We start from the raw sequence: 22,964 nt of genomic DNA, 5'->3' as shown, positions 1-22,964 counted from the left end.
GGTACGGGCCGGGGGGAGCGGCGTACCCTGAAGGTATGAGCACCGCCCCCGCCCACGGACCGCGAGACGCGAAGCGAACCGGCTCCCGACCCACCCCCGAGAACACACCGAAGCCGGTACTCGTCTTCGACGATCCGCTGGACCAGCAGTCCGCGGACGACACGGACCGCGGGTGGGGCGAGCGGCCTCCGGCCGCCAGCGACAGCGCCGCCGACCTCGCGCGCTTCCTCGACGAGAAGCCGCCGCACCACCTCTGAGCCCGGCACGCAGTGCCGGTCAGGAGGTGGAGTGCGTCCCCGAGGTCGTACCGGAGCCCGACCCGTTGGAGCTCGGTGTGGCGTTCGTGCCCGCACCCACGAACGGGCCGCGCTGCGCGACGAGGTGGTCGCGGATCTCCTTGAGCACCTCCAGCTCGCTGATCTCCATGGTCTCCGCGATCCCTTCCTTCGCCTTGTCGTGCGCGGCACGCTTGGCGAGGACCTTGGCCATCGGCAGGACCATCAGGAAGTAGACGACGCCCGCGGTGATCAGGAAACTCAGGACCGAGCTGAGGACCAGGCCCCACTGGAGCTGGACGCCCTGCACCTCGCCGTTGACCACCGCGCAGGTGCCCTTGATGCAGGACGCGTAGCTCTCCAGGTCCTTCGTGCCGAAGGCACCGACCACCGGGTTGATGAGGCCCTTGACCATCGAGTTCACAATGTTGGTGAACGCGGCGCCGATCACGACCGCGACCGCCAGGTCGATCACGTTGCCGCGCATCAAGAAGGCCTTGAAGCCTCCGAGCAAGCTTTCCTTCTTCTCGGCCACCAAGGTGCCTTTCGTTCTCGTCATGTGTGCTGCGTGCGGAGCCATTACGCCGTGAACGGCGCAGAGGCGTCCAATCCGTACACACGGACCGGTGACTTGACAGTGAGTGCGTGCGAATCAGCACAACGTCACCGCCAGTTGGGACGTGACACCGGCACCTGCCAGCGCCGCGGCGGTGGACCGTGGCACGGACAGGACGACGAGTGCCCCTCCGTCCGAACGAGTTTCGCCCGAGCGCGGAACTTCGGCCACTCGGGCGCCCGTCGCCACCACGCGGGCCTCACCACCGCCGCCCATCGGGGAGTTGGGCGCGGCGATCACGTCGACCCGGTCGCCGGCGCGCAGCAGCCGTACGGTCTCGGCGTCGGCGATCCGTACCGGCGCGGACACCAGCCGGACGGCGACCGGGGCGGGCGGCCGCGCCCGAGGTGTCACGGCGGCCCCGGCCGGCGAGGCCCCCGAGCCCGAGCCTGAACCCCAGCTCGCCGCCACCAGGGCGGCGACCGTCAAGGCGAGCAGCGCCAGGGGAGCGCGCCACCCCCGCCGCAGGGCCCTGAACGGCCCGCGCCGCGCGCCGCGGCCCCGTACCGGCTCGAAGACCGGCACGACGCACGGCGCCGGAACGGAGGAGGGGGAGGAAGGGAAGGAAGGGGAGGAAGGGGAGGAAGGGGAGGAAGGGGAGGGGAGAGTCGTCGTCATCGCGGGTACCGCCTGTCCTGGTCGGGAGTAGGGCCACGCCCCACTCTCCCGGCCCCGCCGCATCCCCGCTCCGGCCTGGGGATCACCCGCCGACTGTGGACAACTCCCTCACCCCCGAGGGTGGTTTGGCAGGCCCCGCAGGGCGCCTACGGCAGCTCGATCCCCAGATCCCAGCCGTCGTGCGCCTCCGTGCACAGGCAGTCCCGGTCGACCGTCGCCGGGAGGGCGCCGACCGCGTCGAACAGCACCTCCCGCAGCCGTCCCACGTTCTCGCCGAACACCCGCAGCACCTCGGTGTGGGAGACGCCCTCGCCGGTCTCGGCGCCCGCGTCCAGGTCCGTGACCAGCGCCAGTGAGGTGTAGCAGAGGCCCAGCTCGCGGGCGAGGACCGCCTCGGGGTGGCCGGTCATGCCGACGACCGACCAGCCGGCGGCGGCGTGCCACCGCGACTCGGCGCGGGTGGAGAAGCGGGGCCCCTCGACCACGACCATCGTGCCGCCGTCCACGGGCTCCCAGGCCCGCCCCCGGGCGGCCTTGACCGCGACCCGCCGCCCGTCGGGGCAGTACGGGTCGGCGAAGGTCACGTGCACGACGTTCGGGACGGCTCCGTCGGCCCGCCGCTCCCCGTCGAAGTACGTCTGCGCCCGGGTCTTCGTCCGGTCGACGAGCTGGTCCGGTACGACGAGGGTGCCCGGCCCGTACTCCTCGCGGAGCCCGCCGACGGCGCACGGCCCGAGGACCTGTCGTACGCCCACGGAGCGCAGCGCCCAGAGGTTGGCGCGGTAGTTGATGCCGTGCGGCGGGACGGAGTGGCTCCGGCCGTGACGGGGGAGGAACGCGACCTGCCGGCCGGCGATCTCGCCGAGGAAGAGGGAGTCGCTGGGGCTGCCGTACGGGGTGTCCACCGGCACCTCCGTGACGTCCTCCAGGAAGGAGTAGAAGCCCGAGCCGCCGATCACGCCGATGTCCGCGTACGCACCATGGGTCGCCATGGCGATCACCCTATGGGCGGGCGCGGGGAAACACCGAGGGCCCCGTCGCGTACAAGCGACGGGGCCCTCGGTGAAGAGAACGGATCAGGCAGCCGAGGACGAGCTTCCGGCGCTCGACGACGACGAAGAAGACGACGAAGACGACGCGGAAGCGGTCGAGGACGACGACGCGGCCGGCTTCGAGTCCGACGTCGAGGACGACGAGGACGAAGGCGACGGGGTCGTGGACTTCGACGCCGGCGAGCTGCTGGACGACGAGCCGCGGCTGTCGTTCCGGTAGAAGCCGGAGCCCTTGAAGACGATGCCGACGGCCGAGAACACCTTCTTCAGGCGTCCTGCACAGCTGGGGCACTCGGTCAGCGCGTCATCGGTGAACTTCTGGACCGCCTCAAGGCCCTCGCCACACTCGGTGCACTGGTACTGGTAGGTCGGCACGTGACTTCCTCCTGGCACTCACACTCATCGAGTGCTAACGACGATCCATCTTGACGTATTCCGTGGGATCAGTCCACCGCCACCGGCACGCGGTGACCGATACCACGTGCCGCGACCCGGCTGGTCTCGCGCGGCTTCAGCCGCGACCGGAGGGCGACGAGCGTGCCCAGGGCGAGGACGGTGCCCACGGCCGGCACCAGGAATCCGGCGCTCGATCCCTGCGAGTCGGCCAGGCGGCCGGCGATCGTGACGGCCGCGGCCTGACCGAGCGCGACGGCGCCGGTGAGCCAGGTGAAGGCCTCGGTACGGGCCGTCGCCGGGATCAGGGTCTCGACGATGGTGTAGCCGGTGATCAGGGCGGGGGCGATGCACAGACCCACGACCAGGCCCAGGGCGCCGAGGAGGAGCACCGAGTGCGCGGTCCACAGCAGGGAGGCCGCGATCGTGAGGCCGGTGTAGCCGAGGATCAGACGGCGGCGGGGGCCGACCTTCCAGGCGACGGCGCCCATCGCGATGCCCGCGAGCATGTTGCCGGCGGCGAAGATCCCGTACAGCAGGCCGTTGGCACCGGGGTTGCCGATCTCCTCGGTGAAGGCGGTCAGGGAGACCTGCATGCCGCCGAAGACGGCGCCGATGCCGAGGAAGGCGACGATCAGGACGCGGACGCCGGGGATGGAGAGGGCCGAGCGGGGCGGGCCGGCGGTGGTGGCCGCGGCGATGCCGTACGCGGGCTGGGTGGCGCGCTGCGCGGCGAAGAACAGGCCGCCGACGAGGGTGAGGGCGGCCTCGGCGATCAGGCCCGCGGCCGGGTGGATGCCGGTGCACAGGGCGGTCGCGAGGACAGGGCCGACGACGAAGGTGAACTCGTCGGTCACGGACTCGAAGGCCGCGGCCGTCGGCATCAGCGGCGTGCCGTCGAGCTTGGCCGCCCACCGGGCCCGGACCATCGGTCCGACCTGGGGCACGGAGGCACCGGCGGGCACGGCGGCCAGGAACAGCGCCCACAGCGGGGCGCCGGACAGGGCGAGCACCACGAGCAGGATGACGGACGCGGTGTGGACGAGGACACCGGGGATGAGGACGGCGCGCTGGCCGAAGCGGTCGGCGAGCTTGCCGCTCTGCGGGGCGAAGATCGCCATGGAGACGCCGGTGACGGCGGCGACCGCGCCCGCGCTGCCGAACGAGCCGGTGGTGTGCTGGACGAGCAGGACGATGCCGATGGTCAGCATCGCGAAGGGCTGCCGGGCGGCGAAGCCGGGGAGCAGGAAGGACAGCGCACCGGGGGTGCGCAGGAGCTGCCCGTAGCCGGGTCGCTTGTCCGAGATGACCGTGGACGCCACGGTCCTGGCCTTTCTGCCGCCTGGTAGCGCGCCCCGGCACGGTGGTGCGGGTGTCGCCGAGAGCTGTCCTCATGCGCGTTACTGCGGTAGATACCGGGCCGGCCCCACTACGGAGGGGCGCCTCGGCCGCCATACGGTCGCGCCAGCTCTGCTTCAGGCAGAGTTGGTTCGATCAGGTGTGCCTTCAGGGTACAGGGAAGAGCGTCTTCCCGCCTGGGAAAACGCTCTCGCACCTGAATTAATGCCTGGGATTAACCGGATGTTTTCTTGTCGGGGCCCTGCGAGAGGCCGCGCGAGGAGCCCTGCGAGGTCCCGCGGGAGGAGCCGCGCGAACGGTGCTCGTGGCTCCCGCCGTGCCCGCCCGGCAGGTGGAAGCGCGTCGCCGTTCCCGCGTGCGAGGTGACCTCCACGCCGCCCGTACCGAGCCACCCGGCGAGCTTGCCGCCCTGTCCGACCGCCCGCAGGCGCCGCTCCGTGGCGTCCCGCACCGGGTCGGTCGCGACGACGAGGAGCTCGTCGCCGCGGCGCAGGACGGTCGCGGGACCGGGCACGAAGCTCTTCTCCTCGCGTACGACGAGGGTGACCGCCGCTCCGGCCGGGAGCCGCAGTTCCCCGACCTCGACGCCGTGCATGCGCGAGGCCTTGGGGATGGCGACGGAGAGCAGGTGCCCGCGCAGTCGCTCCAGGGGCGCGGACTCGACGCCGAGGTCGGCGGCCTCGGCGTCGTCGCCCAGCTTCAGCGCCTTCGCCAGCCAGGGCAGGGTCGGCCCCTGGACCAGGGTGTAGACGACGACGAGCACGAAGACGATGTTGAAGATCCGCTCGCTGCCCTCGATCTGCGCCACCATCGGAATGGTGGCGAGGATGATGGGGACGGCTCCGCGCAGGCCGGCCCAGGACATGAGGGCCTGCTCCTGCCACGGGATCCGGAACGGCGCCAGGCTGACCAGGACCTCCATCGGCCGCGCGACCACCGTCAGGACGAGGCCGATGACGACGGCGGGCCAGAAGTCGTGGACGAGCTCGTGCGGGGTGACGAGCAGGCCGAGCAGGACGAACATGCCGATCTGGGCGATCCAGCCGAGCCCCTCGGCGAAGCCGCGGTTGGCGGGCGCGTGCGGCAGCTTGGCGTTGCCGAGGACCATCGCCGCCAGGTAGACGGCGAGGAAGCCGGAGCCGTGGGCCAGGGCGCCGGCCGCGTACGCCACCACCGCGATGGCCATGACGGCGATCGGGTAGAGGCCGGAGGCGGGCAGGGCCACGTGCCGGAGGCCGTACGCGCCGAGGAAGCCGACGGCGAGACCGACCGCGACGCCGATGGCGAGCTCCAGGGCGATCGTGCCGACGAGGAGGTACCAGGCGTCGACGGGTCCCGCGGTGGAGAAGGCGACGACGAGGATGACGACGGGGGCGTCGTTGAAGCCGGACTCGGCCTCCAGGACACCGGTGACCCGGGAGGGCAGCGGCACCTTGCGCAGCACGGAGAAGACCGCGGCGGCGTCGGTGGAGGAGACGACGGCGCCGATGATCAGCGCCTGCCGCCAGTCGAGGCCGACGAGGTAGTGGGCGGCCGTGGCCGTGATGCCGACGCTGACGGCGACCCCGACGGTGGAGAGGACGACGGCGGCGGGCAGTGCCGGCTTGATCTCCTTCCACTTCGTGCCGAGGCCACCCTCGGCGAGGATCACGACGAGGGCGGCGTAGCCGATGACCTGGGTCAGTTCGGCGTTGTCGAAGGCGACGTTGCCGATGCCGTCCTGCCCTATCGCGACGCCGATCCCGAGGTAGAGCAGCAGGCTGGGGAGCCCGCTCCGGGACGAGATCCGCACGGCCGCGACGGCGATCAGCAACACGAGGGAGCAGATGAGCAGGAGTTCGTTGAGCTGGTGGACAGTCAGTGGCCGATCCTTCCCCTCGCATGCAGCTGGATCGTTCCTCCAGCGGCCGACACTTCGTTACCTTACCTAATCTTTAACGTTTTCTTGACGCCTCCTTTGCATCGGGCCGCTCATCAGTACGGTTCTCTTCCTGACACCGAGTCCGGGCCGTCCGGACGCTGCACCTAAGGTTGCTCCCGTACTCCAGGACCACCCTGCCCCTCGAAGGACAGCGATGCCCTCCAACACGACCGCGCCCCCCGCCAAGAAGAAAGGGCGGCGCGTCCGCCTGCTCCTCCTCGTCCTGGTCCTTGCGCTGGTCGCGGGCATCGGATTCGGCGGGTACTGGGGTGTCACCACCGTCCGGGCCTCGTTCCCGCAGACCACCGGCGAGATCCGGCTCGACAGCCTCTCCGCCGACGTCACGGTCAAGCGGGACGCGAACGGCGTCCCGCAGATCTACGCGGACAACGAGACGGACCTCTTCCGCGCCCAGGGCTACGTCCAGGCGCAGGACCGCTTCTACGAGATGGACGTCCGCCGGCACGTGACGGCGGGCCGCCTCTCCGAGATGTTCGGCGAGAGCCAGGTCGAGACCGACTCCTTCCTGCGCACGCTCGGCTGGCGCCGGGTCGCGCAGCAGGAGTACGACAAGGTCCTCTCGGCCGAGACGAAGAAGTACCTCCAGGCCTACGCGGAGGGCGTCAACGCCTACCTCGAGGACCGGGACCCGGCGGACATCTCCGTCGAGTACGCGGCCCTGGGCTTCACCAACGACTACGCGATCGAGCCGTGGACCCCGGTCGACTCGGTGGCCTGGCTCAAGGCGATGGCCTGGGACCTGCGCGGCAACATGCAGGACGAGATCGACCGCTCGCTGATGACGAGCCGGCTGAGCGCGAGCCAGATCAAGCAGCTCTACCCGGAGTACCCGTACGCGCTCCACCAGCCGATCGTCGACAAGGGCGCGGTCGACGAGACGACCGGTTCCTTCGATCCGTCGGCCGAGGCCGGCGGGGGCGACGGGAGCGGCGAGGGCGACGGGTCGACGACGGGCGACACCCCGGGCACCAACCCCACCGGCCCCGGCAGCTCCACCGGTTCCTCCCAGGGCGGCGTGGACGCCCAGCTCGGCGCGCTCTCCGAGGTCCTGGACGGCATCCCGGCCCTCCTCGGCCCCAACGGCAACGGCATCGGCTCGAACTCGTGGGTCGTGTCCGGCGCGAAGACGACCTCGGGCAAGCCGCTCCTCGCCAACGACCCGCACCTCGCGCCGCAGCTGCCGTCGCTCTGGTACCAGATGGGTCTGCACTGCCGCTCGGTCTCGGCCACGTGCCGCTACGACGTCGCCGGCTACACCTTCTCCGGCATGCCCGGTGTGATCATCGGTCATAACGACAAGATCGCCTGGGGTCTCACCAACCTCGGCGCCGACGTCACCGACCTCTACCTGGAGAAGATCGGCCCGGACGGCTACCTCGTCGACGGCAAGGTCAAGCCGTTCACGGTCCGCGACGAGGTCATCAAGGTGGCCGGCGGGAACGACCGGAAGATCACCGTCCGATCCACCGACCGCGGCCCGCTCGTCTCCGACCGCTCCTCCGAGCTGGAGAAGGTCGGCCAGAAGGCCCCCGTCGGCAACGCCGCCCCCGACCGAGGCACCGGCTACGGCGTCTCCCTCCAGTGGACGGCGCTCCAGCCCGGCAAGTCGATGGACGCGATCTTCGCGCTCGACCGCGCCAAGGACTTCACCACCTTCCGGGCGGCGGCCAAGAACTTCGAGGTCCCGTCCCAGAACCTGATCTACGCCGACACCGAGGGCAACATCGGCTACCAGTCCCCGGGCAAGATCCCGCAGCGCACCAAGGGCGACGGCGCCCTCCCGGCGCCGGGCTGGGACTCCGCGTACCGGTGGAAGGGCTACATCCCCTTCGCGCAGCTGCCGTACGAGTACAACCCGGACCGCGGCTACATCGTCACCGCCAACCAGGCCGTGATCGACGAGAAGACGTACCCGGACCTGCTCACCAAGGACTGGGGCTACGGCTCGCGCAGCCAGCGGATCAACGACCTCATCGAGTCGAAGACCAAGGACGGCGGAAAGATCTCGCCGGACGACATGCGGACCATGCAGACGGACAACCGCAGCGAGATCGCGACGCTGCTCAACCCGCTGCTGCTGAAGGTCGACATCTCGGACCCGTACGTCCGCGAGGCGCAGAAGCTCCTGGAGGGCTGGGACTACACCCAGGAGCCCGACTCGGCCGCAGCCGCCTACTTCAACGCGGTCTGGCGCAACGTCCTCAAGCTCGCCTTCGGCGACAAGCTGCCCAAGGAACTGCGGGCCGAGGGCGACTGCATCACCGTCCGCCCGGCCGACGCCACCGGCCCGGTCGACGAGCAGAACAAGCTCGTCCGGGAGTGCGGCCAGCGCGACCCCGACTCGGCGCAGCCGGACGGCGGCGACCGCTGGTACGAGGTGGTCCGCCCGCTCCTCAAGCAGGAGGAGAGCGAGTGGTGGACGACCCCGGGCAACCGCACGGACGCGGCCACCGAGACCCGTGACCAGCTGCTCGCCCGGGCCATGAAGGACGCCCGCTGGGAGCTGACCGCCAAGCTCGGCAAGGACATCTCCACCTGGAGCTGGGGCCGGCTGCACCAGCTGACCCTGAAGAACCAGACCCTCGGCACCGCCGGTCCCGGCGTCGTGCAGCAGCTCCTCAACCGCGGCCCGTGGAACCTGGGCGGTGGCGAGGCGGCGGTCGACGCGACCGGCTGGAACGCGGCCGGCGGCTACGAGGTCATCTGGGTGCCGTCGATGCGGATGGTGGTCAACGTCGGCGACTGGGACAAGTCCCGGTGGGTCAACCTGACCGGGTCCTCGGGCCACGCCTTCCACGACCACTACACCGACCAGACGGACACGTGGGCGAAGGGCGAGCTCTACGACTGGGCCTACGGCAAGGCGGCGGTGGACGCGTCGACGAAGGACACGCTGGTCCTCAAGCCGTAGGGGTCGTACGGAATCGGATGACCCCCTTCGGGGTCACCACCGCGTGCACGGGGTGGTCGTGCGGTTCCTCCGGGACCCGGGCGACCACCTCGTCCGCGTACAGGAGCACGACCAGGGCCGGGTCGGTGCCCGCCCGCACGAGCCGGGCGAGGACCCGGTCGTACGAGCCGCCGCCCCGGCCGAGCCGCATCCCTCGCGCGTCGACCGCGAGGCCCGGCAACAGGACGGCGTCGGCGGCGCATACGGCCTCCGGCCCGAGGCGGGGCCCGACCGGTTCGAGGAGTCCGCGGCCGGCCTTCGCGAGCTGCTCCGGACCTTCGTACGAAGCCCAGTCCAGGTCGTTGTCGGGGAGCAGTACGGGGAGCAGGACCCGCACCCCGCGCGTGTGCAGCGCGTCGAGCAGCGCGCGGGTGCCCGGCTCGCGGCCCACGGAGACGTAGGCGGCGACGGTGGACGCCTCGGCGAGTTCGGCCAGTTCCACTCCCTGGCGGGCGAGGGATTCGGCCGCGTCCGCGAGGGAGTCGGCGCTCAGCGCGGCTCGGGCGGCCAGAAGTCGCTTGCGCAGCAGGGTCTTTTCGGACAACTCGGGTGTCTCGGGTGTCATGACGGCCTCATCTGAATTCACGAAACTCTCGTAACTGTCTTTATGTGGATGAAGTTAATCGAAGCCACATCTTTCTCTCATTCCGAACGACTAAGGTGCAGTTCATGAATCAGTCGCTCCCCAGGCTCGGCCGGATCAGCAAGGCTGTCATCCCGGCCGCGGGCCTCGGCACCCGCTTCCTTCCGGCGACCAAGGCGACGCCGAAGGAGATGCTGCCGGTCGTCGACAAACCGGCGATCCAGTACGTCGTCGAGGAGGCCGTCGCGGCCGGTCTTTCGGACGTTCTGATGATCACCGGTCGCAACAAGCGTCCCCTTGAGGACCACTTCGACCGGAACTACGAGCTGGAGGAAGCTCTGATCCGGAAGGGCGACGACGAGCGCCTCTCCAAGGTCCAGGAGTCCAGCGACCTCGCCACCATGCACTACGTGCGCCAGGGCGCCCCGCGCGGTCTCGGCCACGCGGTGCTGTGCGCGGCCCCGCACGTCGGCGACCAGCCCTTCGCGGTGCTCCTCGGCGACGACCTGATCGACCCGCGCGACCCGCTCCTCTCGCGGATGGTGGAGGTCCAGGAGCGTGAGGGCGGCAGCGTGATCGCGCTGATGGAGGTCGAGCCCTCGCAGATCCATCTGTACGGCTGCGCGGCCGTCGAGGCGACCGCCGACCCGGACATCGTGAAGGTGACGGATCTGGTCGAGAAGCCGGAGCCGGCAGAGGCGCCCAGCAACTACGCGATCATCGGCCGCTATGTGCTGGATCCGGCCGTCTTCGGGATGCTGCGGGAGACCGAGCCGGGCCGCGGCGGGGAGATCCAGCTGACCGACGCCCTGCAGAAACTCGCCTCCGACGAGAAGATCGGCGGCCCGGTGCACGGTGTGGTCTTCAAGGGCCGCCGCTATGACACCGGTGACCGCGGGGACTATCTGCGTGCCATTGTCAGACTCGCGTGCGAACGTGAAGATCTGGGACCGGACTTCCGGGCCTGGCTCCGGAGATACGTCAGCGAGGAGATGTAGGACCTTGAGCAGCAGCGCGGCACCGTCGCCGTCCGACGAGCACCCGTCCGGCGAGCACGGCCACGAGCACGGCCCGGCGGACCCCTGCGCGGGCGCGGCCCGCGGTCTGTGGTCGGTGGACGAGCACCTGGCCGACATCCTCGCGACGGTCGGCCCGCTCGAACCCATCGAGCTCCAACTCCTCGACGCGCAGGGCTGTGTCCTCGTCGAGGACGTGACGGTGCCGGTCGCGCTGCCGCCGTTCGACAACAGCTCCATGGACGGGTACGCGGTGCGGGTCGCCGATGTCGCCGGTGCCACCGAGGAGTTCCCCGCGGTCCTCACGGTCATCGGCGACGTCGCGGCCGGTGACGGCGGGCTGCCGACCGTCGGCCCCGGGCAGGCCGCCCGGATCATGACGGGCGCCCCGCTGCCGCCCGGCGCCGAGGCCGTCGTCCCCGTCGAGTGGACCGACGGCGGTACGGGCGGGGGCGCGGCCACCGGCATGCGCGCCGCCAGCGCCGCCCCGGAGGGCGCGGGCGGCGAGGTGCGGGTGCACCGGTCCGCCGAGGCCCGCGCGCACGTCCGCGCGCGCGGCAGCGACGTACGGGCCGGGGAGCTGGCCCTCGCGGCCGGCACCGTCCTCGGTCCGCCGCAGATCGGACTCCTCGCGGCGATCGGCCGGGGCACGGTCCGCGTGCGGCCCCGCCCGAGGGTCGTGGTCATCTCCACCGGCAGCGAGCTCGTCCAGCCCGGCGAGCCGCTGGGCGAGGGCCAGATCCACGACTCCAACAGCTTCGCGCTGGCCGCGGCCGCGCGGGACGCCGGCGCCCTCGCCTACCGGGTGGGCGCCGTCACCGACGAGGCCGAGACGCTGCGGGCCACGATCGAGGACCAGCTCATCCGGGCGGACCTGATCGTGACGACGGGCGGGGTGAGCGTCGGCGCGTACGACGTGGTGAAGGAGGCGCTGAGCGCCGACGGGCAGGTCGACTTCCGGAAGCTGGCGATGCAGCCGGGCAAGCCGCAGGGCTTCGGTGCGATCGGCGCCGAGCAGATCCCGCTGCTCGCGCTGCCGGGCAACCCGGTGTCCTCGTACGTCTCCTTCGAGCTGTTCGTCCGGCCGGCGATCCGGTCCCTGATGGGCGTCGAGGACCTGCACAGACCCACGGTCCGGGCGGTGCTCGCCGCCGACAAGGCGCTCTCGTCCCCGGCGGGCCGCCGTCAGTTCCTGCGGGGCACGTACGACCCGGAGGCGGGCACCGTCACTCCGGTGGGCGGTGCCGGCTCGCACCTCATCGCGGCCCTCGCGCACGCGGACTGCCTGCTCGTGGTCCCGGAGGAGACGGACAGCGTCGAGCCGGGCAGCGAGCTGGAAGTGGTCCTCCTCGGCTGAGGGGGCGAGGGTGGGGGTACGGTGTCGTCCCCATACAGCGACCGGGAGTGTCACGGCCATGAGCACGCAGCAAGGTCTCACCCACATCGACGAGGCGGGTGCGGCCCGCATGGTCGACGTCTCCGCGAAGGACGTCACGGCCCGCACCGCGCGGGCCAGCGGACGGGTCCTCGTCTCGCCGCGCGTGATCGAGCTGCTGCGCGGCGAGGGCGTCCCGAAGGGCGACGCGCTGGCGACGGCCCGTATCGCCGGGATCATGGGGGCGAAGAAGACCCCCGACCTGATCCCGCTCTGCCACCCGCTCGCCGTCTCGGGCGTCACCCTGGACCTGGCGGTCACGGACGAGGCGGTCGAGATCCTGGCGACGGTGAAGACCACGGACCGCACGGGCGTCGAGATGGAGGCCCTGACGGCGGTCTCGGTGGCGGCGCTGACGGTCGTCGACATGGTGAAGGCGGTCGACAAGGGCGCGGTCATCTCCGACGTACGGGTGGAGGAGAAGACGGGCGGCAAGTCGGGCCACTGGACGCGGAGCGAGTCGTGACGCGCGGGGGCCGGGTGACGGGCGTACACGAGCACGACGCCTCGGCCGCGCCGTACAGGGCGCTGGTCGTCACCGCCTCGAACCGGGCGTCGGCCGGGGTGTACGAGGACAAGGGCGGTCCGCTGATCGCCGAGGGCCTGACCCGGATGGGCTTCGCCGTGGACGGCCCGCAGATCGTCCCGGACGGGGCGCCGGTCGAGGCCGCGCTGCGGGCCGGGGTCGAGGCGGGGTACGACGCGATCGTCACCACCGGCGGTACGGGCATCTCGCCCACCGACGAGACCCCGGAGGCGACGCGCCGGGTCCTGGACCGCGACATCCCCGGCATCCCGGAGGCCATTCGCGCGTACGGCCGGGAGAAGGTGCCGACGGCGGCGCTCTCGCGCGGGCTCGCGGGGGTCGCGGGCGGCACGCTGATCGTGAACCTGCCGGGGTCTCCGGGCGGGGTACGGGACGGGCTGGCGGTCCTGGAGCCGATCCTCCGGCACGCCGTCGACCAGATCCGCGGTGGCGACCACCCGAGAACGTCATGATCCCGCCCTGGCCCGTGGTCCTGGTGGACGGGGACGTCGTCCTCCGCCCGATAAAGATGGGCGACCAGCGGGCCTGGCGCGAGGTGAACCGGCGCAACCGCGAGTGGCTGCGGCCCTGGGAGGCGACGGTTCCGCCCCCGGCGCCGGGCGGCCCGGTCGCGCAGCGGCCGACGTACCGTCAGATGGTCCGCCATCTGCGGGCGGAGGCGAAGGCGGGCCGGATGCTGCCGTTCGTCATCGAGTACCAGGGGCTTCTCGTCGGGCAGTTGACCGTGGCCGGGATCACCTGGGGCTCGATGTGCTCGGGGCACGTGGGCTACTGGGTGGACAGCGAGGTGGCCGGGCGCGGGGTGATGCCGACGGCGGTCGCGCTCGCCGTCGACCACTGCTTCCGCGCGGTCGGACTGCACCGGATGGAGGTGTGCATCCGGCCGGAGAACGGCCCTTCGCGCCGCGTCGTGGAGAAACTCGGCTTCCGCGAGGAGGGGATGCGGCCCCGCTATCTCCACATCGACGGCGCGTGGCGGGACCATCTGATCTTCGCGCTGACGGTGGAGGAGGTGCCGGAGGGATTGCTGCGACGCTGGCGCCAAACAAGAATGGCATAAACGTTCGAATTTAATCGGTAGTTGGCACGCAAACGATCTGAACAATCACAAAAAAGTTCAGTGATATCAGCCAGATCGTGCGACACACCGGGCCAATTGGCCGATGCCCTCCCGCGAACCCCTCTACCGTGTGAGGCGTGAGCAGCAGCGGCCTCATCTACGCAGTCATCGTCGGGGCCTGGGCCGCCTACTTGGTGCCGATGTGGCTCCGCAGGCAGGACGAGCTGAACGAAGCCCGTCCGACGGAACGCTTCAGCACCGCCATCCGGCTGCTGTCCGGACGGGCGGGAATGGAGCGCCGGTACGCCAAGGAGCTCAAGGAGCGGGACCGTACGGCGGAGGGTCCGACGCCCGACGTGGACCCGGACGCGGCGACCGAGCATCTGAGCTCGGTCGACGTCCGGGCCTTTTCCGCGCCCGCGGCCAGGACCGAGGCGCGCCTCGAACTCCCGGAACCCGAGCCGGAACCCACGCCGGAACCCGCCCCCGCACCAGCCCCCGCGCGCCCCTCCACGGGCGGCGCGGCGGCCGAGCGGGCCCGCCGGGGCAAGGTCCTCGCGCGGCGCCGGCGCACCACGACGCTCCTCTTCGCCGGGTTCACCCTCGGCGCGGTCGTCGCGGCCGTCGGCGGCATCGGCTTCCTGTGGGCGCCCGCCGTCCCGGCGCTGCTCCTCAGCGCGTACATCGTGCACCTGCGGGTCCAGGAGCGACGCCGCTTCGTGTACGTGATGGACCGGCGCCGCGCGGAAGCGGCGGCGGCCCGGCTGCGGGAGAGCAGGCGGCCCACCCCGACCCCCGAGCCGGAGGCCGAACAGGCGCCGGTCTCGACGTCGCCCGTGTCCCCGCAGGAGGCGGGGCGCCGCGCCCTCGTCGAGCAGACGGACCACGCGGAGTGGGTGGACCAGCAGCGCGAGCGCGGCCCGGCCCGCGGTGACAGCTGGGAGCCGGTCCCGGTCCCGCTCCCCACGTACGTCACGGCGCCGGTCGCGCCGCGCGCGTCGAGCGGCGTCGACATCACGGACCCGGAGACCTGGAGCGCGGCCCGCTCCTCCACGGTGGCGGACCCGGCCCCGGCCCCCGCCCCGGCGCCCCGCCGCCGCACGACCCCGCCCCGCCGCGGCCGCGACAGCGGCCGCACCCCCCTCTTCGACCAGTACGCGGAGGACGACCGCCCCCGGGCGGCCAACGAATGACCCCCGCCGGGGGCCCACGACGGCCCCCGGTGACCTGCGGCGGAACGGATTTTTGCGTGAGCCGGTAGGGATGCTAATGTTTCACACGTCGCAAGGGCCTGTGGCGCAGTCTGGTAGCGCACCTCGTTCGCATCGAGGGGGTCTGGGGTTCAAATCCCCACAGGTCCACAAACGACAGTTCGCGAGTAGCTCTCGGGAACAGTGACGAGATCCCGTCCGATCGAAAGATCGGGCGGGATCTTCGTCGTTTCCCGGGGGTTCGGTCGATCGCCCCCTGTGGCCGGGGGTGCGTCCGGCCGCAGCGGGCGGGTGGGTCAGGCGCCTGCGGCCACGGTCGTCAGCCAGGCGTTCCAGTCGCTCTCGTAGTCCAGCGAGGTGAGGAAGGAACGCGCGGCGGCCCAGTTTCCGGTGCGGTAGTGGCCGAGGACGGTGGCGACGTCGGCCGGGTGCTTCTCGACCATGTAGCGGGCGGCGAGGTAGCCCCAGTTGTAGGTGCGGTTGACGTCGCTGTTGGCGTAGGTGGTGTCGAACAGCGTGCGCAGGGAGTACGTGTGCTTGCCGGCCTCGGCCACCGCGTTGGCGTAGGTGACGCCGCGGTAGGAGTAGGAGACGTACTCCGCGATGCCCTCGCCCCACCACACCGTGGGGGTGGTCTGGCCGGCGCCGAAGTCGCCGTACAGGTTGTAGCGGCCGTCGAGGTAGTGCGTGTACTCGTGGTTGAGGTTCCAGATCTGCCAGCCGGGGCTCACGTCGGTGCGCTCGTAACAGATGAACCGCGGCTGGTTGCCCGTCACGGACGGGTCTCCCTCCAGGTACATGCCGCCGTTGTTGGTGTCGATGCCGTAGATCTTCCTCGCGTAGGCCTTGTAGTCGGCGCTCGAGTTGAAGACATCGACCTCGAGGGTGGTGTTGTAGTCGTTCGCGACCGGCCCCGAGTCCTTGACCACGTTGTGGAAGTACGCGTCCTGGTCGGCCAGGCTCGCGCAGGTCGCCGTCAGCTGGGCGGCGGTCATCTCCTGGGCCCGGATCCGCAGCGACGGGCTGCAGTTGTGGACGATCGGCAGGATGCGCGCTTCCAGCCCGCCGCCGGCGGTGGCGCCGGGCGCGCCCTTGGTGTTGCCGTGGGCCGGGCGCTGGCCCGGGTCCGCGAAGACGTGGTCCGGCTTGGGCTCGTCCTGGACGGCCCGGGCGGCCTGGACGGCCTGGGCGGGAGCGGCCGCGAAGGCCGATATGAGCAGGGCGGTGGCGATGGCCATGGCGCGCAAGATTCGCTCCTGGGGATGGGAGGAAGGGGCCCGTCCGTAACGGCTGCGCTGTAAAATGGCACATGTCACATGTCTTTTCAATGCTGTTCACAGGATGCGTCGAGCCCGCTCGTCGTCTGCCGGGCGCGAGTCGGTGCGAACCGGCGACCCGCATGCCTCTCGGGCTTCGGTCGTCCCGGTGGTGTCGGCGCCGGATCAGGCGGGTCCGTGCCTCGGGGGCGTCGAGGGCGGGGTCCGTCCGGGCCGAGTCCGGGAGTTCCGTCGCGCGGGCGAGCAGGCGGGACCAGGCGGCGAACGGGAAGTCGTCCGAATCCGGCGGCCTCGGCAATCGGAGGGGCCCCTGGGAGCGTCAGGTCAGCGGCTTCGCGAAGCAGCGGCTGGTGTCGTAGCTGCGGTAGTGGCCGAACTTGGCGCAGGGCTCGTAGCCGCTGGACGCGTAGAGGGCTATCGCCTCCGGCTGGGCCGTGCCCGTCTCCAGGACCATGCGGGTGCGGCCGGCCGTGCGGGCGTCGGCTTCGAGGGTGGCGAGGATGCGGCGGGCCAGGCCCAGGCCGCGGGCCTCGGGGACCACGTACATGCGCTTCAGTTCGGCGTCCCCGTCCGCGTAACCCTCGTCGTTCGTGTCCTGGGCGCGCCAGCCGCCGGTGGCGACGGGGCGGCCCTCGTCGTCGTAGGCGAGGAGGTAGAGGCCGTGCGGGGGCGCGAACATCGCGGGGTCCAGCGGTGTGGCGTCGCCCTCACTGTCGTAGCGGGCGGCGTATTCCAGCTGGACCGCGTCGTTGAGTTTCACGGCGTCGGGGTGATCGAAAGGAGTGGGGTGGATGTTCATGCGGGGGAGTGTATATGCATGCGGAAAGTGAGTGTCGGTATTCTCCCGGGATGCTCACTGTCACCACCGTCAATGTCAATGGTCTCCGCGCCGCAGCCAAGAAGGGCTTCGTCGAGTGGCTGGCCGGCACCTCCGCCGACGCCGTCTGCCTGCAGGAGGTCCGCGCCGAGGAGGCCCAGCTGCCCGCCGAGGTCCGGGCGCCCGAGGGCTGGTTCACGGCCCACGCGCCCGCCGCCGCCAAGGGCCGCGCCGGCGTCTCCCTCTACACGCGCCGCGAGCCCGACGCCGTGCGCGTCGGCTTCGGGTCGAGCGAGTTCGACGGCAGCGGGCGGTACATCGAGGCCGACCTGCCCGGTGTGACCGTCGCCAGCCTCTACCTGCCCTCCGGCGAGGTCGGCACCGAGCGCCAGGACGAGAAGCTGCGGTTCATGGGCGAGTTCCTGCCGTACCTGAAGGAGCTCAGGAGCCGGGCCGCCGCCGACGGGCGCGAGGTCGTCGTCTGCGGCGACTGGAACATCGCCCACCGCGAGGCCGACCTCAAGAACTGGAAGGCCAACAAGAAGAACGCCGGCTTCCTGCCCGAGGAGCGGGAGTGGCTCGGCCGCGTCCTCGACGAGGGCGACGGCGCGTACGTCGACGTCGTGCGGGCCCTGCACCCCGAGCAGGAAGGGCCCTACTCCTGGTGGTCCTACCGCGGCCGCGCCTTCGACAACGACAGCGGCTGGCGCATCGACTACCAGGTCGCCACCCCCGGCCTCGCCGCCAAGGCCGTCAAGGCCTACGTCGAGCGCGCCGCCACCCACGCCGAGCGGTGGAGCGACCACGCCCCCGTGACCGCCGTCTACGAGCTGTAGGCAGACCCCCGGGCGGTAGCGTGCGGGGGAACGCAGGGGATTCAGGGGGATTCCCTCGACCTTGGTCCGTTCGACGAGGGTCGCGCGGGTGACGGCGACCGTGGAGCCCGCCCGGGGCGGGGCGGCCGGCGTCTCGTCGTCCCCGCCGCCGAGGCCGAGCGCGCCGACGGAGGCGATCGTCCCGACCACGACGACGGCCGCGGCGAGGAGGACGGTAAGGCTCCGGCGCCGGCCGCGAGCGGTGGGTGGCCCGACCGTAGGACCGGGGTCATGAAGAACTTTTGAAGAACCTGTCAGGCGGTCGTGATCAGGTGTTCTCGGGGCGAAGGCGCCGGTCGAGGGCCATCGACAGCTCCGCCTCGACGACGCTCTTCGCGAGCGGGCGCAGCCGCCACAGGTCGTCCTCGGCCGCGTGCGCGCGGAGCAGGTCGGTGAAGAGCTCCGCGAGGGCGTCGGCGTGTTCGCGGACGCGGGCGCCCGCCTTGAGGACCTCGGCGAGCGGGACGCCCTCCCGGACGAGCGCGGCGGAGACGTCGAGCAGGCGGCGGCTGATGTGGACGATCTCCTCGCCGTCGGTGACGAGGTAGCCGAGGTCGAGGGCGGCCGCGAGGTTCTCGGGGGTGACCTCGCCGGCGAAGTGGTCGGCGAGCTCCTCGGGGGTGAGCCGGACGGGCTCCTCCTCGGTGGGGGAGCCGAGGGCGAGGACCTCGCGGACGTTCCGGCCGCTCTCGAAGGCGGTGGTGAGGTCGGCGATGCCGTTGAGGGTGTGGCCGCGCTCCAGGAGGGCGGCTATGGTGCGCAGCCGGGCGAGGTGGTGCTCGTCGTACCAGGCGATGCGGCCCTCGCGGCGGGGCGGCGGGATCAGTCCGCGCTCGCGGTAGAAGCGCAGGGTGCGCACGGTGATGCCGGCGGCCGTCGCCAGCTCCTCCATGCGGTACTCGCGTACGGCTTCGTGTGCGCCCGTGTCGGGTCCTGATCCTTCTGCCACACACGCCAGCCTATGTTGTACCGCCGGTAACTTTCCCTCGCCGTACCCCTACCGCTCGGTATGGAGCTGCTCTACAGTCCCGACTGTGCCAGTGATTGCTGGCGTGATCTGCCGGGCGTTCGGGAGGCGGCATGGCGAAGCACGAGCACGTACGGGTGGCGGTGATCGGATCGGGATTCGGTGGCCTGGGGGCCGCCGTCCGACTGCGCCGCGAGGGAATCACCGACTTCGTCGTCCTGGAGCGGGCCGACTCCGTGGGCGGCACATGGCGCGACAACAGCTACCCCGGCTGTGCCTGCGACGTGCCCTCGCACCTCTACTCCTTCTCCTTCGCGCCCAACCCCGACTGGCCGCGGACCTTCTCCGGACAGCGCCACATCCGCGCCTACCTGGAGCATGTCACGGACACCTTCGGGATCCGCCCCCACCTGCGCCTGAACCACGAGGTGCGGCGGATGGCCTGGGACACGGAGGCGCTCCGCTGGGAGATCGAGACGAGCCAGGGCTCCTTCAGCGCCGAGGTCGTCGTCTCCGCGACCGGGCCGCTCTCCGACCCCAAGATCCCCGACATCCCGGGGCTCGCCGACTTCCCCGGCAAGGTCTTCCACTCCGCCCGCTGGGACCACGACTACGACCTCACCGGCAAGCGCGTCGCCATGATCGGCACCGGCGCCTCCGCCATCCAGATCGTGCCCGCCATCCAGCCACTGGTCGGGAAGCTGACGCTCTTCCAGCGCACGCCCCCGTGGGTCATGCGCCGCATGGACCGCGCCATCAGCGGCCCCGAGCGCTGGCTCCACCGCGCCGTGCCCGCCACCGGCACCCTGCGCCGCGGCCTGCTCTGGGGCATCCGCGAACTCCAGGTCGGCGCCTTCACCAAGCACCCGGGCGAACTCGGGCTCATCGAGAAGCTCGCCAAGGCCAACATCGCCAAGGCGATCAAGGACCCGGAGCTGCGCGCCAAGCTGACGCCCTCGTACCGCATCGGCTGCAAGCGCATCCTGCTCTCCAGCACGTACTACCCGGCGGTCGCCCAGCCGAACGTGGACGTCGTCGCCTCCGGGCTGCGCGAGGTCCGCGGCTCGACCGTCGTCGCCGCCGACGGCACCGAGACCGAGGTCGACGCCATCGTCTTCGGCACCGGCTTCCACGTCACCGACATGCCGATCGCCGAGCGGGTCGTCGGCGCGGAGGGGCAGACGCTCGCCGAGGCCTGGAAGGGCGGCATGGAGGCGCTGCGCGGCGCCACCGCCGCCGGCTTCCCCAACTTCATGACGGTCATCGGCCCCAACACCGGCCTCGGCAACTCCTCGATGATCCTGATGATCGAGTCCCAGCTGAACTACATGGCCGACTACCTGCGCCAGCTGAACATGCTGGGCGGGCGCGCCGCGCTCGCCGTCCGCCCCTCCGCCGTCGGCGCCTGGAACCGCAAGGTGCAGACCCGGATGGAGCGGACCGTCTGGAAGGCCGGCGGCTGCGAGAGCTGGTACCTCGACGCCAACGGCCGCAACACGACCCTGTGGCCGGGGACGACGGGCGAGTTCCGCAAGGAGACCCGGCAGGTCGACCTCTCCGAGTACGAGGTCCTGCGCGCGCCCAAGACGGCCCCGACGGCCCCGACGGCCCCGACGGCCCCGACGGCCACGATGGCCACGACGGACCCGGCGACCCCTGAGGCGAGGAACCGTCCCTCCCGCAAGAAGGAGGCCGCCCAGTGAGCCGCCGACCGATCCCGCTGCCCGCGTCCCGGGAGCTGACCGTCGTCTCCGCCGACGGTTCCCCGATCCACGTCGAGGTGTACGGCCCCGAGAGCGCCCCCGTCGTCGTCCTCGCCCACGGCTGGACCTGCTCCATAGCCTTCTGGGCCGAGCAGATACGGGCCCTCGCCGCCGACCACCGGGTCATCGCCTACGACCAGCGCGGCCACGGCCGCTCCCCGGCCCCCGCCGGACCCTCCGGATACTCGGTCCGGGCGCTCGCCGACGACCTCGAAGCCGTCCTCGCGGCCACCCTCGCCCCCGGCGAGAAGGCCGTCGTCGCCGGCCACTCCATGGGCGGCATGACCGTGATGGCGGCGGCGTCCCGCCCCGGCTTCCGGGAGCACGCGGCGGCCGTACTGCTCTGCTCCACCGGGCCCTCGCGGCTGACCGCCGAGGCCACCGTCGTACCGCTGCGTCCGAGCGACCGGCGCACCCGGCTCACCCGGACCGTCCTCGGGGCGAAGGCCCCGCTCGGGCCGGTCACTCCCGTCTCGAAGAAGATCCTCAAGTACGCGACGATGGGACCGGGGTCGGCTTCCGAGCGGGTCGACACCTGCGCCCGGATCGTGCACGCCTGCCCGCGCGGGGCCCGCGTCGGCTGGTCCCGCGTCCTCTCCGAGATCGACGTCGAAGCGGGCGTACGGGAGCTGGACCTGCCGGTGGCCGTCCTCGTCGGCACCGCCGACCGGCTCACCCCGCCCGTCCACTCCCGGGCCATGGCCGAGGCGCTCCCGCAGTGCGTGGGGCTCCTCGAAGTCACCGGCGCCGGCCACATGACGCCGGTGGAGGCCCCCGAGGCCGTCACCGCCCGGATCCGCGAACTGGCGGACACCTACGTGGAAGTGAAGGAGAAGGCATGAGCCGGGTGAGCCTGGAAGGGCAGGTCGCGGTCGTCACCGGAGGGGCCCGCGGCGTCGGCGAACTCCTCGCCCGCAAGCTCTCCGCGCGCGGCGCGAAGATCGCGCTCGTCGGCCTGGAGCCCGAGCAGCTCAAGGACGTCGCCGGGCGACTGCACACCGAGGCCGACTGGTGGCACGCCGACGTCACCGACCACGAGGCCATGGCGAAGGTCGCGGCCGAGGTCAAGGAGCGGTTCGGGAAGGTCGACATCGTCGTCGCCAATGCCGGTGTCGCGGCCGGCGGTCCGTTCGTCGAGTCCGACCCCGACGCCTGGCGGCGGGTCATCGAGGTCAACCTGATCGGCGGCGCCGTGACCGGCCGGGCGTTCCTGCCCGTCCTCATGGAGTCCCGGGGGTACTTCCTCCAGATCGCCTCGCTCGCGGCGCTCACCCCGGCCCCGATGATGACGGCGTACTGCGCCTCGAAGTCGGGCGTCGAGGCCTTCGCGCACAGCCTGCGCGCCGAGGTCGCGTACAAGGGCGTGAAGGTCGGCGTCGGCTATCTGTCCTGGACCGACACCGACATGGTCCGGGGCGCCGACCAGGACGACGTGATGCGCGAGCTCCGGTCCCGGCTGCCGTGGCCCGCGAACCGCACGTACCCCCTCGGCCCGGCCGTCGACCGGATCGTCGCCGGCATCGAGCGGCGCTCCTCCCACGTGTACGCGCAGTGGTGGCTGCGCGGGATGCAGTCGGTCCGGGGCTATCTGCCCGGGATGATCGCGACGGTCGGACAGCGCGAGATGCGGCGGTTCGAGCCGCGCCTCGGCTCCGTCTCCAAGGGGCTCGTGGGCGCGGGCGGCGCGGCCGACGAGCAGGCGCGCGCGGGGGACGCGACCCGCCGGTGACGAAGGCTCCGTAACGAAGGCTCCGTAACGAAGGCTCCGTAACGGAGTCCGTAACGGAGGTCCGTGACGGAGGTCCGTGACCAAGGTCCGTGACGGAGGTCCGTGACGGGGGCTCGGTGACGGGGAGTGAGGGGGACGGGCTGATCGAAATGCGTGGGATGTGTGCCCGTGCAACGCTGGTCGAGCCCGACGGGGCACGACGCCCCGTCCCCACCTCACACCCTTCTAGGAGTGACTCTTCATGGGCATGAAGGACCAGTTCAGCGACAAGGCGGACGAGCTCAAGCAGCGGGCCAAGCAGGCCGCGGGCAAGAAGGACGAGGCGTCCGAACGTGCTTCCCAGGGCCGCGAGCGCTCCGACGACGAGACGCGCAAGGCCCAGCAGGAGGCCCAGGACCGTTTCGACCAGGACTACGACGCCTGACGTCCGGCCGGCCCACGGCCGACTGAGGAAGGCGCACCCGGGACGCCGGGTGCGC

The 22,964-nt window shown here is 71.6% G+C and carries 22 protein-coding genes, 1 tRNA gene and 1 pseudogene; 14 read left to right on the top strand and 10 right to left on the bottom strand.

What is annotated here, in order from left to right:
- The first annotated feature begins 35 nt into the window (after positions 1 to 35).
- On the top strand, positions 36 to 257 hold the full coding sequence (locus ACIBG6_RS28955) for a hypothetical protein (protein WP_399225605.1): 222 nt from the start codon (positions 36 to 38) through the stop codon (positions 255 to 257).
- Between the two features lie 19 nt (positions 258 to 276).
- Here ACIBG6_RS28955 and mscL read toward each other — a convergent pair whose 3' ends face one another.
- The 6 genes from mscL to ACIBG6_RS28925 all read right to left on the bottom strand — a co-directional run bounded on the left by mscL (position 277) and on the right by ACIBG6_RS28925 (position 6,129).
- A complete protein-coding gene (mscL, locus tag ACIBG6_RS28950) occupies positions 277 to 834 on the bottom strand; it encodes a large conductance mechanosensitive channel protein MscL (RefSeq protein ID WP_399225604.1) in 558 nt (185 codons plus the stop codon).
- A 93-nt stretch (positions 835 to 927) separates the two neighbouring features.
- Positions 928 to 1,416, bottom strand: coding sequence for a hypothetical protein (locus ACIBG6_RS28945; RefSeq protein WP_399225602.1), 489 nt, complete (start codon positions 1,414 to 1,416; stop codon positions 928 to 930).
- 239 nt (positions 1,417 to 1,655) lie between these two features.
- Complete coding sequence (locus tag ACIBG6_RS28940; RefSeq protein WP_399225601.1) at positions 1,656 to 2,501, bottom strand: S-methyl-5'-thioadenosine phosphorylase; 846 nt, start codon at positions 2,499 to 2,501, stop codon at positions 1,656 to 1,658.
- An 84-nt stretch (positions 2,502 to 2,585) separates the two neighbouring features.
- Complete coding sequence (locus tag ACIBG6_RS28935; RefSeq protein ID WP_399225599.1) at positions 2,586 to 2,936, bottom strand: FmdB family zinc ribbon protein; 351 nt, start codon at positions 2,934 to 2,936, stop codon at positions 2,586 to 2,588.
- Between the two features lie 68 nt (positions 2,937 to 3,004).
- A complete protein-coding gene (locus ACIBG6_RS28930) occupies positions 3,005 to 4,276 on the bottom strand; it encodes an MFS transporter (RefSeq protein WP_399225598.1) in 1,272 nt (423 codons plus the stop codon).
- A 251-nt stretch (positions 4,277 to 4,527) separates the two neighbouring features.
- Positions 4,528 to 6,129, bottom strand: coding sequence for a potassium/proton antiporter (locus ACIBG6_RS28925; protein ID WP_399225597.1), 1,602 nt, complete (start codon positions 6,127 to 6,129; stop codon positions 4,528 to 4,530).
- A gap of 259 nt (positions 6,130 to 6,388) precedes the next feature.
- On the opposite strand from ACIBG6_RS28925, the gene ACIBG6_RS28920 reads away from it, so the two are divergent.
- Positions 6,389 to 9,166 carry a penicillin acylase family protein gene (locus tag ACIBG6_RS28920; protein WP_399225596.1) on the top strand — a complete coding sequence of 926 codons (2,778 nt, stop codon included), beginning with the start codon at positions 6,389 to 6,391 and terminating at the stop codon, positions 9,164 to 9,166.
- On the opposite strand, the gene ACIBG6_RS28915 is transcribed toward ACIBG6_RS28920, so the two are convergent.
- Positions 9,156 to 9,770 carry a 5-formyltetrahydrofolate cyclo-ligase gene (locus tag ACIBG6_RS28915; protein WP_399225595.1) on the bottom strand — a complete coding sequence of 205 codons (615 nt, stop codon included), beginning with the start codon at positions 9,768 to 9,770 and terminating at the stop codon, positions 9,156 to 9,158. The genes ACIBG6_RS28920 and ACIBG6_RS28915 overlap by 11 nt on opposite strands.
- Positions 9,771 to 9,874: 104 nt before the next feature.
- Here ACIBG6_RS28915 and galU point away from each other — a divergent pair, with 104 nt between their 5' ends.
- The 7 genes from galU to ACIBG6_RS28880 all read left to right on the top strand — a co-directional run bounded on the left by galU (position 9,875) and on the right by ACIBG6_RS28880 (position 15,207).
- Positions 9,875 to 10,786 carry a UTP--glucose-1-phosphate uridylyltransferase GalU gene (gene galU / locus ACIBG6_RS28910; protein WP_399225594.1) on the top strand — a complete coding sequence of 304 codons (912 nt, stop codon included), beginning with the start codon at positions 9,875 to 9,877 and terminating at the stop codon, positions 10,784 to 10,786.
- Positions 10,787 to 10,892: 106 nt separating this feature from the next.
- On the top strand, positions 10,893 to 12,161 hold the full coding sequence (gene glp, locus ACIBG6_RS28905; RefSeq protein WP_399225782.1) for a gephyrin-like molybdotransferase Glp: 1,269 nt from the start codon (positions 10,893 to 10,895) through the stop codon (positions 12,159 to 12,161).
- Between the two features lie 58 nt (positions 12,162 to 12,219).
- Positions 12,220 to 12,705 carry a cyclic pyranopterin monophosphate synthase MoaC gene (moaC, locus tag ACIBG6_RS28900; protein WP_399225593.1) on the top strand — a complete coding sequence of 162 codons (486 nt, stop codon included), beginning with the start codon at positions 12,220 to 12,222 and terminating at the stop codon, positions 12,703 to 12,705.
- The gene (locus ACIBG6_RS28895; protein WP_399225592.1) at positions 12,702 to 13,238 is read left to right on the top strand and encodes a molybdenum cofactor biosynthesis protein B; all 537 of its coding nucleotides are present in this window, start codon (positions 12,702 to 12,704) and stop codon (positions 13,236 to 13,238) included. The genes moaC and ACIBG6_RS28895 overlap by 4 nt, the downstream gene beginning before the upstream one ends.
- Positions 13,235 to 13,846 carry a GNAT family N-acetyltransferase gene (locus tag ACIBG6_RS28890; protein WP_399225590.1) on the top strand — a complete coding sequence of 204 codons (612 nt, stop codon included), beginning with the start codon at positions 13,235 to 13,237 and terminating at the stop codon, positions 13,844 to 13,846. The genes ACIBG6_RS28895 and ACIBG6_RS28890 overlap by 4 nt, the downstream gene beginning before the upstream one ends.
- Positions 13,847 to 13,983: 137 nt before the next feature.
- Positions 13,984 to 15,039, top strand: a complete 1,056-nt coding sequence (gene glpR, locus ACIBG6_RS28885) for a gephyrin-like molybdotransferase receptor GlpR (RefSeq protein WP_399225589.1) — start codon at positions 13,984 to 13,986, stop codon at positions 15,037 to 15,039.
- Positions 15,040 to 15,133: 94 nt separating this feature from the next.
- Positions 15,134 to 15,207, top strand: a tRNA-Ala gene (locus ACIBG6_RS28880).
- Between the two features lie 152 nt (positions 15,208 to 15,359).
- On the opposite strand, the pseudogene ACIBG6_RS28875 reads toward ACIBG6_RS28880, so the two are convergent.
- A pseudogene (locus tag ACIBG6_RS28875) lies at positions 15,360 to 16,118 on the bottom strand (collagenase); the annotation flags it as partial.
- A gap of 535 nt (positions 16,119 to 16,653) precedes the next feature.
- Positions 16,654 to 17,133, bottom strand: coding sequence for a GNAT family N-acetyltransferase (locus ACIBG6_RS28870; protein WP_399225588.1), 480 nt, complete (start codon positions 17,131 to 17,133; stop codon positions 16,654 to 16,656).
- Positions 17,134 to 17,183: 50 nt separating this feature from the next.
- On the opposite strand from ACIBG6_RS28870, the gene ACIBG6_RS28865 reads away from it, so the two are divergent.
- Positions 17,184 to 17,987: an exodeoxyribonuclease III gene (locus tag ACIBG6_RS28865; protein WP_399225587.1), complete on the top strand. Its 804-nt coding sequence runs from the start codon at positions 17,184 to 17,186 to the stop codon at positions 17,985 to 17,987.
- Positions 17,988 to 18,294: 307 nt separating this feature from the next.
- Here ACIBG6_RS28865 and ACIBG6_RS28860 read toward each other — a convergent pair whose 3' ends face one another.
- Positions 18,295 to 18,918, bottom strand: a complete 624-nt coding sequence (locus ACIBG6_RS28860) for a MerR family transcriptional regulator (protein WP_399225781.1) — start codon at positions 18,916 to 18,918, stop codon at positions 18,295 to 18,297.
- Between the two features lie 188 nt (positions 18,919 to 19,106).
- On the opposite strand from ACIBG6_RS28860, the gene ACIBG6_RS28855 reads away from it, so the two are divergent.
- The 4 genes from ACIBG6_RS28855 (at position 19,107) to ACIBG6_RS28840 (ending at position 22,909) form a co-directional block, all read left to right on the top strand.
- Positions 19,107 to 20,696, top strand: coding sequence for a flavin-containing monooxygenase (locus tag ACIBG6_RS28855; protein ID WP_399225586.1), 1,590 nt, complete (start codon positions 19,107 to 19,109; stop codon positions 20,694 to 20,696).
- Positions 20,693 to 21,598 (top strand): alpha/beta fold hydrolase, encoded by a 906-nt coding sequence (locus tag ACIBG6_RS28850; RefSeq protein WP_399225585.1) that lies wholly within the window; start codon positions 20,693 to 20,695, stop codon positions 21,596 to 21,598. The genes ACIBG6_RS28855 and ACIBG6_RS28850 overlap by 4 nt, the downstream gene beginning before the upstream one ends.
- Complete coding sequence (locus ACIBG6_RS28845; protein WP_399225583.1) at positions 21,595 to 22,485, top strand: SDR family oxidoreductase; 891 nt, start codon at positions 21,595 to 21,597, stop codon at positions 22,483 to 22,485. The genes ACIBG6_RS28850 and ACIBG6_RS28845 overlap by 4 nt, the downstream gene beginning before the upstream one ends.
- 241 nt (positions 22,486 to 22,726) lie before the next feature.
- On the top strand, positions 22,727 to 22,909 hold the full coding sequence (locus ACIBG6_RS28840; protein WP_399225582.1) for a hypothetical protein: 183 nt from the start codon (positions 22,727 to 22,729) through the stop codon (positions 22,907 to 22,909).
- Positions 22,910 to 22,964 lie beyond the last annotated feature (55 nt).

The organism is Streptomyces sp. NPDC050842, assembly GCF_044456565.1.
Classification (GTDB): domain Bacteria; phylum Actinomycetota; class Actinomycetes; order Streptomycetales; family Streptomycetaceae; genus Streptomyces.
This window is presented reverse-complemented; position numbering and strand designations above follow the sequence as displayed.